The following is a 10,055-nucleotide window of genomic DNA, read 5'->3' on the forward strand; positions in this document are numbered from 1 at the left end:
GATGCGCGCCGGATTCAAGCGGCCCTGAAAATCAAAGCATGTCGCGCAAAAGTGTGCAGCGGTGTTGCGATGACGACATGCGATAAAGAAGAACTGAAGTGAGAGAGCGAATCTGAAAGATCGCGACGCACTTCAGTGGAACCGCGCCGTCGTCGATCGGTTGTTTTCGTAGAGAAGGCCGAGGCCGAAGGCGATCAGGATGGCGCCGATGACCAGCCATTCCCTGTTGCCGGACATGGGGCTGCCGGTCAGGATGTTGGCGCCTTGCAGGATCCACAGCGCACCCAGGAGAATAACGAGAATGCCAGCAATGTTCTTGAAGATCTTCATGACGTCCTCCACGTTCTGACACCGGAATTATGTGCCTGATGCAGAAGATCGTCAATGTGGGCGAAATGCAGCAATTGCAGGCGCCGGAGACATGCCCCGGCGCCGTTTTTCGTCAGGATTGAGGTCAGCCGCCGTTGCGGGCGAGCCAGTCCTTCATGGTCTTTATTTCCGCTTCCTGGGCGGAGATGATGCCCTCGGCCAGTTTGCGCAGGTCGGCATCCTTGCCGTATTCCAGTTCGATCTTCGCCATGTCGATTGCCCCCTGATGATGGGCGATCATGCCGCGCACGAAATCGATATCCGCATTGCCGGTGAAGGTGATGTCCATGCCTTCATGCATGGTGGCATTGGCCTTGGCGAACGCCTTGCTCGACGGGCCAGCGTCCCCCTTCGGCTGTTCCATGGTTTCCATGGAGCCGTGGCCCATCTTGCTGTGATCCGTCTCCTGCGCGGCAAGGGACGTTGCGAAGGTGGCGGTCAGCATGGCGACAGCCGTGATCAGTTTCAGAGACATAGTTTGCTCTCTTTCATGTCTGTTTCGAAATTCGCGGGCGTGGTTCCCGCGTCTAGGACAACAGGACGAAAGACTTGGGAGGGGGGAACCGCGGCTTGATGCTGGCTGCCAGCAGCGGCGTCTGCAGCGCTGGCGGGACGGTGCCTGCGTCGATCGCATCCCGCTCCAGCCCAAAAGCATCGATCACCACGGCGAAACAGGCGGCACACAGCAGCGGGTGAACCATTTTGGGATGATGCGCACAGGCTTTGCTCTGCGGCGGGCAATGGATGTCCGCAGAGCTGGCTTGCGTGGCGTGGACACCGGATCCATGGCGCACCGCTCCGCCCATGTTCATCCCATCCAGGTCCTGCACCTGCGCAAGCGCGGGAGTCCAGCCGCTGATTAGGGCGCAGAAGACGGCAAGAATGACGAGGGCGTAACGCATGCCGGCAAGATAGGGATGTCGGTTCGCGATGAAAAGGAGGGCGGGCGTCTTTTCGACCACGGGGTTCAATCCATCGGCGTGAAGGCGAAGATGCCCTGCAGGCGGCCGGCCGATGACAAGCCGCTGCTGATGGTCGAGGTACCCACGCAAAACAGCGGCGCATCCTCATCCGCGTCTTCCCGCATCGTTGTGCAGAAACAGAAGGAGGAGGCCTCGGACGTCGCTTCTTCCAGGATGTTGAGGACGGTCTTGTGGTGATCCTCCGGATAGCCGCGGATGATATCCAAAAGGCCGCAGAGATTATCGCCGAGGCTATGCCGGTTGCGGGTGATGTCGCCGATGGTGAAGAGGCCGGTCGAGAGATCGCAGTGCCAGGTTTCGATGACGTAGTCCTGCCGCATCAGCACCTCCACCCATTCCTCATGGGCGCGCCTGTCTTCGGGCAGAATGGCGCCGACACCCGGTTTCATGAATTGCAGCATGCCGTCGGTCGCTCCCCAATTCCCGTCCGCACTCTTTACTATATCGAGACAATGTTCCAACCCAGGGCCGTCTCGTCGCTGTAACACTTTAAATATGCTGCATAATTTCTCCACCAAACGATTTTGATTTAAGGAATTATGCAGTAGGCTTACCTGCGGGAAGAAAAGGATTGATCTCGTCTTTCATCATGCCGTTGCAGCCTGCAGGATATGCTCTCCAGGAATTGAAAATATCGCATAAAAACCGTAACTTAAATGCCCGTGATTGATCGTTTGCTGCCCTTGTGGTTTTATTTGGCTAATGATTCAACCTGGGATTTTGGAAGGAATGCATGTCGAGCGCTCTGGGAAGCGAATTGGTCCGGCAACTGCGCGCTTACCGGCTGAAGACGGGCCTCAGCCAGAGCGACATCGCCTGGAAGCTGGGATTTTCCCTGCCCACGGTCTCGCGCTGGGAGCGTGGCGTCGCACTGCCGGACCTGCGCGCCATCGGCGCCATCGTCGATTTTCTCCGCCGCGCCGATGTCTATGCCGGCCGGGTGCTCCTGCAGTCGATCGTCAGCGCGCGCGACAGCCGCAACCTGTGGGAAGGCGAGGATATCCGCTATCTTGCCGGCTCGAAGCAGGAATTCGTCGAGACGCCGCAGATGAAGGCCTTTGTCGGCAAGAGCATCCGCCGGTACATGGCCGGCCTTTACCAGCAATTCATCGAGGACCGGGCGATGGTCGCGAGCCTCAAGGCCGGCGAAATCGCCTGTGTCGATTTCTATGGTGGCGCGTCGATGTCCGTGACATCAATCCCGGATGGGTTCGTGCAGTTGAAGAAAGTGAGCTTCCAGTCGGAGTTGAAGGGCGTCATTCGCGGCGATACGCATTCGATCCTCATTCCGAGAGGCGAGGCGTCCATCGCCGAGGGTGCCGTCGTCCATGACTGGGACACGCTTTCGCAGCGTCTCTAGGACATCTCTCGCGCTCTCCAGCGTGGCGCAAAGGCTTGCCGCGTCGAGTATGATCGGATAGGGAAAGCCCCGAAAGACTTGACCGATCGACGCTGAAAGTGCTGCCGCCATGAACGACAAAAAGAAGAAGCCACAGAAGCTGAAAGCCCGCCTGCCGCGCGGCTTCGTCGATCGCTTCGCCGCCGATATCCGCGCCGTCGACGAGATGACGGGGAAGATTCGGGAAGTCTACGAACGCTATGGCTTCGACCCCGTCGAGACGCCGCTGTTCGAATATACCGATGCGCTCGGAAAATTCCTGCCCGACAGCGACCGCCCGAACGAGGGCGTCTTCTCGCTGCAGGACGACGACGAGCAGTGGATGAGCGCGCGCTATGACCTCACCGCGCCGCTCGCCCGCCATGTCGCCGAGAATTTCAACGACATTCAGCTACCCTACCGCACCTACCGCGCCGGCTATGTCTTCCGCAACGAAAAGCCCGGCCCCGGCCGCTTCCGCCAGTTCATGCAGTTCGACGCCGACACGGTCGGCGCGGCAGGTGTCCAGGCCGATGCCGAAATGTGCATGATGATGGCCGACACGATGGAAGCGCTGGGCATTGCGCGCGGGCATTATGTGATCCGGGTGAACAACCGGAAGGTTCTGGATGGGGTGTTGGAGGCGATTGGCCTTGATGGGGATGAGAATGCCGGGCGTCGGCTGAATGTGCTCCGGGCGATCGATAAGTTCGACAAATTCGGGGCTCCCGGAGTCCGCCTCCTCCTAGGTGAAGGTCGCAAGGATGAATCAGGTGACTTCACAAAAGGCGCTGGTCTGGGCTCTGACCAAATCGAATTTCTAATCACTCTTCTCGAGGTTCAATCGCGCATTGGCATTCAAGCTGAAAAGTATCGCATCAGTGAAGCTGAGTTCAAGTCACGCTACGGCCGTGATCCAAAGGCATGGTTCGATTGCATTGATGTTGAATATCCACCTCTTTGGATTGAGGAGGAGGCGAGAAAAATAGGCGCGAATGAGCAATCAAATCCGCTCCTCTTTGACGGATTGAAAGAGGTCTTGATCATCGCGAAACTAGTGAAATCTGCTGGTTACGATGATGGGCGCGTTATCATTGACCCCTCGGTCGTCCGTGGCCTGGAATACTACACCGGCCCCGTCTTTGAAGCCGAACTGACCTTCGCCGTCACCAACGAAAAAGGCGAAAAGGTCGTGTTTGGCTCCGTCGGTGGTGGTGGCCGCTACGATGGTCTCGTGTCGCGCTTCATGGGCCAGCCGGTGCCGGCGACCGGCTTTTCCATCGGCGTCTCGCGCCTGATGACGGCGCTGAAGAACCTCGGCAAGCTCGGCATGGAAGAGGTCGTCGCCCCCGTCGTCGTCTGCGTCATGGACCGCGATACGGAAAGCCTTGGCAAATACCAGAAATTCACGCAGATGCTGCGAAATGCCAAAGACGAAGATGGTAATCCGGCGGGCATCCGCGCCGAAATGTACCAGGGCAACAAGAAGAATTTTGGCGACCAGCTGAAATATGCCGATCGCCGCAACTCCCCGATCGCCATCATCCAAGGGGGCGACGAGCGCGCTCAAGGCGTGGTGCAGATCAAGGACCTGATCGAAGGCAAGCGCCTTTCCGGCGAGATCGAGGACAACGCCACCTGGCGCGAGGCCCGCGTGGCGCAGATCTCCGTCCCGGAAGGCGACCTGGTTGCGAAGGTGCGCGAGATGCTGGCCGCGCAGGCTGAAGACCGGGCGCGGGCTGGACAGGTTTGAGTATGTGGATGGCTTACCCCCCTCTGTCACGTCGTGACATCTCCCCCACAAGAGGGGAGATCGGTCTTTTCCCTTGCCAGTCTCTTAATCAAGGTAACGGACGCGAGAGGTTGGCGGCCAATCTCCCCCCTCGCGAGGTTTGTGCTTCATGACACTGATCAACCTCCCGACCTTCGCAGCCGATCTGTTGGCCGATTTCGAGCGGCTCGGCACGACGCGTGTCGATACGCCGGTCATCCAGCCGGCGGAGCCCTTCCTCGACATGGCCGGCGAGGATCTTCGCCGGCGCATTTTCCTGACCCAGAGCGAGACCGGCGAAAACCTGTGCCTGCGGCCGGAATTCACCATTCCCGTCTGCATGCGCCATATCGAAACCGCGACGGGAACGCCGAAGCGCTATTCGTATCTCGGTGAAGTCTTCCGCCAGCGCCGCGAAGGTGGCAGCGAGTTCTACCAGGCCGGCATCGAGGATCTCGGAACCCGTGATTTCGCCGGTGCCGATGCCCGTGCCGTCGCCGATGCCGTGGTGATCCTCGGCAGGCTTCTGCCGGAGCGGCCGCTTTCCGTCACCATGGGCGACCAGGCGATGTTCGAAGCGGTTGTCGTCGCGCTTGGCCTGCCAACTGGCTGGCAGAAACGGCTGATCCGTGCCTTTGGCGAACAGGCGCAGCTGGAAGCGCTGATGCTGCGGCTGGCAAGGCCGGAGCAGGTGGCAGGCCTTGGCACCGATGTCGAGGCGCTGCTCGCCAAGGGTGACGAGGAAGGCCTGATCGCCCATATCGATGGCGTCATGGAAGCGACCGGCTACCTCACCAATGCCAGCCGCGCGCCGAAGGAAATTGCCCGCCGGCTGAAGGAAAAGCTGGCGCTGGCCGGCACCTCGCTCGATCCGGGCAAGCTGGATGTGCTGCGTGAATTCCTGTCGCTCAATGTCAGCCTGCGTTATGCGCCGGGCGTGCTCGCCGATTTTGCCAAAAGCACCAGCCTGCCGCTGCAGGCCGCCGTCGACCGGTTCGATGCCCGCGTTGCCGCCTTTGCCGATGCCGGCGTGAAACTGTCGGATATCACCTGGCGGGCCGCTTTCGGCCGTCCGCTCGATTATTACACCGGCCTCGTCTTCGAGGTCACCCAGCGCAACGATCACCGGGTTCTCGCCGGCGGCGGTCGCTATGATCGCATGCTGACGCTGCTGGGGGCCGCCGATACCATTCCGGCCGTCGGCTTCTCGCTCTGGCTCGACAGGATCGAAGCGGTGAGGGGAGAGCACTGATGATCACCATTGCCTTGCCCTCCAAGGGCCGCATGAAGGAAGATGCCTCGGCGATCTTCGACCGGGCAGGACTGAAGATCGTCGCCGTCGGCAACGAGCGCTCCTATCGCGGCCGCATCGAAGGCCTCGACGAGGTCGAGGTCGCCTTCCTGTCGGCATCGGAAATCTCGCGCGAGATCGGCAGCGGCTCGATCGATTTCGGCGTCACCGGCGAAGACCTGATCCGGGAAGGATTGTCGGAGGCCGACGCCCGCGTCGAATTCTGCGCCCGGCTCGGCTTTGGCCACGCGGATGTCGTCGTCGCGGTTCCGGATATCTGGCTCGATGTCGACACGATGGCCGATCTCGGTGATGTCGCCGCCGATTTCCGCGCCCGCCACGGCCGCCGCCTGGCGATCGCCACCAAATACTGGCGGCTGACCCAGCAATTCTTTTCCAGCCAGCACGGCATCCAGCTCTACCGCATCGTCGAAAGCCTCGGCGCCACTGAAGGCGCGCCGGCGGCAGGCCTTGCCGATATCATCGTCGACATCACCTCGACCGGCTCGACGCTGAAAGCCAATCACCTGAAGATCCTCTCCGACGGTATCATCCTGAAGTCCGAGGCCTGCCTGGTGCGAGCGCGCAAGGCGGAGCATGAGGGAGACCCGCTGGTGGCGAAGATCATCGCGGCGGTGAACGGCGCTCTCTGACCGCATTCTGCTGAAGGCGCAGAGCCGCTTCTTGCGAAGAAAGCAAATCGGAAATTTCGCGACGCCCCTGACAATCGGGGCGGGCGCGTCTTATATTCCGGCTCCCGCCCCCAAGGAGTTCTCCATGGCCGATCTGTCCGCTTTCCCGATCACCACCCGCTGGCCCGCCCAAAATTCCGATATCATCCAGCTTTATTCCCTGCCGACGCCGAACGGAGTCAAGGTTTCGATCGCGCTCGAGGAACTCGGCCTTGCCTATGAGCCGCACCTGATCTCCTTCGGCACCAACGACCAGAAGTCGCCCGAATTCGTCTCCCTCAATCCGAATGGCCGCATTCCGGCGATCATCGATCCCGATGGCCCGAACGGCAGGCCAATCGGCCTGTTCGAATCCGGCGCCATCCTCATCTATCTCGCCGAAAAGACCGGCAAGCTCATCCCTGCCGATCCGGCGGCGCGGTATGAAATGCTGTCCTGGATCATGTTCCAGATGGGCGGCGTCGGGCCGATGCTCGGCCAGTTCGGCCATTTCTTCAAATTCGCCGCTGACAAGGTCGCCAACAATTCCTATCCGATGGAACGCTATCGCGACGAGTCCAAGCGCCTGCTTGGCGTGCTGGAAGCGCGGCTGGAGGGCCGTCAATGGCTGATGGGCGATGAATACACGATCGCCGATATCACCACCTTCCCGTGGATCGAAGGTGCCCGCAAGTTCTATGGCGGCGGGGATGTTCTGGAATATTCCAGCTTCCCGAATGTCATGGCCTGGGTTGATCGCGCCATGGCCCGCCCGGCCGTCCAGAAGGGTTTCGATATCCCCAAGCGCGATTGATCGCGCCACCCCCCGCTGTCCGCCCAAGTTGACGACACTCATGTTGACGGGACTTGGGCGGACGGGCTACGTCTGGGGAAAAGAAGCTTTCTCGACGGGTGGAACAAAAGTGGCAGGCAGACTTGTTGTTGTGGGCGGCGGTCAGGCCGCCTTTGCGCTGGTGGCGAAACTCCGGGCGCTGAAGGACGAACGTCCGATCACCATGGTCGCAGCCGAAGCCAGTCATCCCTACCAGCGGCCGCCGCTTTCCAAGAAATATCTTCTGCGCGAAATGAATCTCGATCGCCTGCTCTACCGGCCGGAGAGCTGGTATGGCGAGCATGCGATCGATATCCGCCTCTCCACATCCGTGACCGCCATCGACCGCATCGGTAAGACCGTCAGCCTCAGCGACGGCTCGACGCTCGAATATGGCGACCTGGCGCTTGCCACCGGCTCGACGCCGCGCAAGCTGCCGGCCAGCGTCGGCGGCGATCTCGCCGGCGTGTTCGTCGTGCGTGACTTCACTGATGCCGACCGCCTGGCCGAGGAGATGAAGCCCGGCAAACATGCGCTGATCGTCGGCGGCGGTTATATCGGTCTCGAGGCCGCCGCGGTTGCCCGCTCCAGCGGGCTCGACGTCACCGTCATCGAAATGGCCGACCGGATCCTGCAGCGCGTGGCGTCTGCCGCGACATCGAACCTTGTGCGCAATATCCACACCACACGCGGCGTCGATATCCGCGAAGGCGCGGGCCTCGTGCGGCTGGTGGGCACCGACGGCCGTGTGACCGCTGCCGAACTGACCGACGGCACGACCATTCCGGTCGATCTGGTGATTGTCGGCATCGGCGTCGTGGCCAATGACGCGCTTGCCCGCGAGGCAGGGCTCGAAGTCGCCAACGGCATCGTCGTTGACTGCTTCGGCCGTACCCTTGATTCGCATGTCTACGCGATGGGCGATTGCGCCGTGCTGCCGTGGAAGGATATGCGCATCCGTCTGGAATCCGTCCAGAACGCCGTCGATCAGGCTGAAGCAGTCGCGGCCCTCCTCGCCGGCGGCGAGGCGCCTTACGAGCCGAAGCCGTGGTTCTGGTCGGATCAGTACGACGTCAAGCTGCAGATCGCCGGCTTTGGCCTCGGCCACGACGAAACGGTCGTACGTGCCGGCCAGCGTGAAGGCAGCGTGTCGGTCTGGTACTTCATGGGTGGCAAACTGATCGCCGTCGATGCGCTCAACGATGCCAAGGCCTATGTGACGGGGAAGAAACTGCTGGACCTCGGCCTGACGCCGGATCGTTCGATCCTTGATGATCCGCAGGCGGACCTCAAGACATTGCTGCCGTAACCGGCGGCTGCCTACTGGTGGATGCTGAACAGGCGGCCCTTCGTTTCCAGCTGGAAACGGGGGAAGAAGAACACGCCGAGCATCGAACCTGAATAGCGCTGTTCCAGGCCACTGGATTCGCCCACACAGAAGACCGGCTGCTTCTGGCCCGAGGCCAGGCTAATCGTCGTCGAGAAGCAGAAGGACGACGACGTCGTCGCTGCCTGTTCGAACAGTTCAAGCACATGATTGCGGTCGGCGCTGTCATAGCAGCGCACGAGGTTCAGCAGACCGCATTCCGGCTGCTGCAGGCCGTGCATGGCAGCGGCGCTGTCTCCGAGCCGGAACAGCCCGTTCGACAGATCACCCGACCAGCCCTCCGAAAAGCAGAATTGTCCCAGCAGTTCCTGGCCGCTTTCGCCCATGGCGAAAGAATGCGGACCCGGAACCTGCGAAAGGCCTGCTCTTGCAATCTTAAACACAGTTCACCCCAGTATGTGCACGAAGTTCGAAATTCATTCAGTCGCTCCCCTTTGGGGCCGCAAGAAACAATTCCATTTTGCAGCAATGCGTACGCGAGCGGATTTCACATCACTCTGTTCTGTGGCTTGCAAGTTATAGAAAGCTCACTTTTCAAGTCTTGGCCGGATTTCGGTCGAAAACGGAGTAAATTGTGCGCGAGGAAAATATATATGTTTTATAGCTTGGGATCAAAGTAATGTTGGGCAAACAGTTAATAGAGAAAATTTGACTGATCTTATTGTCAAACGTTCCGGCCTTTAAATCCCTGTGAATCTCAGGTTCACTTGGGCGTTGTTATAATTGCTTTTGTATCCGCTTCAATGGTGTTTCGAGAAATATTTCTCGTGTCTGCCGTGCCGCCAATGAACCTCCGGATTGTGGATTAATCGCGGCGATACAATCAGAAACAGATTCGAGCCTGGTACGGCAATGGGCATATGCCGCCGCCGCCGCCCATTTTCGGGCGGATAGCTCTTCCGAAAGGAAAAAGGCGGACCTTGCGGCCCGCCTTCCTCATTCCAAAGCTTGATAGTCGTCATTCCGTAATAAGGCGGATGCCTTATTACATCATGCCGCCCATGCCGCCACTTCAGCGCGCTTGGCGCGCTGAAGCACTTTTAGACATGGGCAGCTTTATGGTCGCATTCGTAATAAGGCTGACGCCTTATTACATCATGCCGCCCATGCCGCCCATGCCACCCATGTCAGGCATGCCGCCGCCGGCCGATTCCTTCTTCGGCAGTTCGGCGATCATGGCTTCCGTGGTGATCAGCAGCGAAGCAACCGAAGCTGCGTTCTGCAGAGCCGTACGAACGACCTTGACCGGATCGACGATACCCATGGCGATCATGTCGCCGAATTCGCCGGTCTGGGCATTGTAGCCGTAGTTGTCGGTGTTGCTTTCGAGGATCTTGCCGACGATGATCGAGCCTTCGTCGCCTGCGTTTTCA

The 10,055-nt window shown here is 60.0% G+C and carries 12 protein-coding genes; 6 read left to right on the forward strand and 6 right to left on the reverse strand.

Annotated features, from left to right (window positions below; genetic code table 11):
- Nucleotides 1-132: 132 nt before the first annotated feature.
- The 4 genes from VL202_RS21175 to VL202_RS21190 all read right to left on the reverse strand — a co-directional run bounded on the left by VL202_RS21175 (nt 133) and on the right by VL202_RS21190 (nt 1,753).
- Nucleotides 133-330: a hypothetical protein gene (locus tag VL202_RS21175; RefSeq protein ID WP_325466037.1), complete on the reverse strand. Its 198-nt coding sequence runs from the start codon at nt 328-330 to the stop codon at nt 133-135.
- A 124-nt stretch (nt 331-454) separates the two neighbouring features.
- Nucleotides 455-844: a CopM family metallochaperone gene (gene copM, locus VL202_RS21180; RefSeq protein ID WP_325466038.1), complete on the reverse strand. Its 390-nt coding sequence runs from the start codon at nt 842-844 to the stop codon at nt 455-457.
- A 52-nt stretch (nt 845-896) separates the two neighbouring features.
- Nucleotides 897-1,331, reverse strand: coding sequence for a hypothetical protein (locus VL202_RS21185; RefSeq protein WP_325466039.1), 435 nt, complete (start codon nt 1,329-1,331; stop codon nt 897-899).
- Nucleotides 1,332-1,336: 5 nt separating this feature from the next.
- A complete protein-coding gene (locus tag VL202_RS21190; protein WP_325466040.1) occupies nt 1,337-1,753 on the reverse strand; it encodes a hypothetical protein in 417 nt (138 codons plus the stop codon).
- A gap of 332 nt (nt 1,754-2,085) precedes the next feature.
- On the opposite strand from VL202_RS21190, the gene VL202_RS21195 reads away from it, so the two are divergent.
- The 6 genes from VL202_RS21195 to VL202_RS21220 all read left to right on the forward strand — a co-directional run bounded on the left by VL202_RS21195 (nt 2,086) and on the right by VL202_RS21220 (nt 8,604).
- Complete coding sequence (locus tag VL202_RS21195; RefSeq protein WP_325466041.1) at nt 2,086-2,712, forward strand: helix-turn-helix transcriptional regulator; 627 nt, start codon at nt 2,086-2,088, stop codon at nt 2,710-2,712.
- 205 nt (nt 2,713-2,917) lie between these two features.
- Complete coding sequence (hisS, locus tag VL202_RS21200) at nt 2,918-4,483, forward strand: histidine--tRNA ligase (RefSeq protein ID WP_414692921.1); 1,566 nt, start codon at nt 2,918-2,920, stop codon at nt 4,481-4,483.
- 148 nt (nt 4,484-4,631) lie between these two features.
- Nucleotides 4,632-5,753 carry an ATP phosphoribosyltransferase regulatory subunit gene (locus VL202_RS21205; RefSeq protein WP_325466043.1) on the forward strand — a complete coding sequence of 374 codons (1,122 nt, stop codon included), beginning with the start codon at nt 4,632-4,634 and terminating at the stop codon, nt 5,751-5,753.
- Nucleotides 5,750-6,445: an ATP phosphoribosyltransferase gene (gene hisG / locus VL202_RS21210; RefSeq protein WP_325466047.1), complete on the forward strand. Its 696-nt coding sequence runs from the start codon at nt 5,750-5,752 to the stop codon at nt 6,443-6,445. Before VL202_RS21205 ends, hisG begins: the two co-directional genes overlap by 4 nt.
- 124 nt (nt 6,446-6,569) lie before the next feature.
- On the forward strand, nt 6,570-7,277 hold the full coding sequence (locus VL202_RS21215) for a glutathione binding-like protein (RefSeq protein WP_325466044.1): 708 nt from the start codon (nt 6,570-6,572) through the stop codon (nt 7,275-7,277).
- A 109-nt stretch (nt 7,278-7,386) separates the two neighbouring features.
- Nucleotides 7,387-8,604 carry an NAD(P)/FAD-dependent oxidoreductase gene (locus VL202_RS21220; protein ID WP_325466045.1) on the forward strand — a complete coding sequence of 406 codons (1,218 nt, stop codon included), beginning with the start codon at nt 7,387-7,389 and terminating at the stop codon, nt 8,602-8,604.
- A gap of 11 nt (nt 8,605-8,615) precedes the next feature.
- On the opposite strand, the gene VL202_RS21225 is transcribed toward VL202_RS21220, so the two are convergent.
- Nucleotides 8,616-9,065, reverse strand: a complete 450-nt coding sequence (locus VL202_RS21225; RefSeq protein ID WP_414692920.1) for a hypothetical protein — start codon at nt 9,063-9,065, stop codon at nt 8,616-8,618.
- Nucleotides 9,066-9,772: 707 nt separating this feature from the next.
- Nucleotides 9,773-10,055 (reverse strand): TCP-1/cpn60 chaperonin family protein (locus tag VL202_RS21230; RefSeq protein WP_325466046.1); only part of this gene is annotated, 283 nt, incomplete at its 5' end.

Origin of the sequence: Pararhizobium sp. (genome assembly GCF_035497515.1) — a bacterium.
Classification (GTDB): Bacteria; Pseudomonadota; Alphaproteobacteria; order Rhizobiales; family Rhizobiaceae; genus Pararhizobium.

Bases quoted from the DNA above. Each gene is read 5' to 3' on its own strand.
- VL202_RS21205 (WP_325466043.1), top strand. From the start codon at position 4,632: ATGACACTGATCAACCTCCCGACCTTCGCAGCCGATCTGTTGGCCGAT.
- copM (WP_325466038.1), bottom strand. From the start codon at position 844: ATGTCTCTGAAACTGATCACGGCTGTCGCCATGCTGACCGCCACCTTC.
- VL202_RS21190 (WP_325466040.1), bottom strand. From the start codon at position 1,753: ATGCTGCAATTCATGAAACCGGGTGTCGGCGCCATTCTGCCCGAAGAC.
- VL202_RS21195 (WP_325466041.1), top strand. From the start codon at position 2,086: ATGTCGAGCGCTCTGGGAAGCGAATTGGTCCGGCAACTGCGCGCTTAC.
- hisS (WP_414692921.1), top strand. From the start codon at position 2,918: ATGACGGGGAAGATTCGGGAAGTCTACGAACGCTATGGCTTCGACCCC.
- VL202_RS21175 (WP_325466037.1), bottom strand. From the start codon at position 330: ATGAAGATCTTCAAGAACATTGCTGGCATTCTCGTTATTCTCCTGGGT.
- VL202_RS21215 (WP_325466044.1), top strand. From the start codon at position 6,570: ATGGCCGATCTGTCCGCTTTCCCGATCACCACCCGCTGGCCCGCCCAA.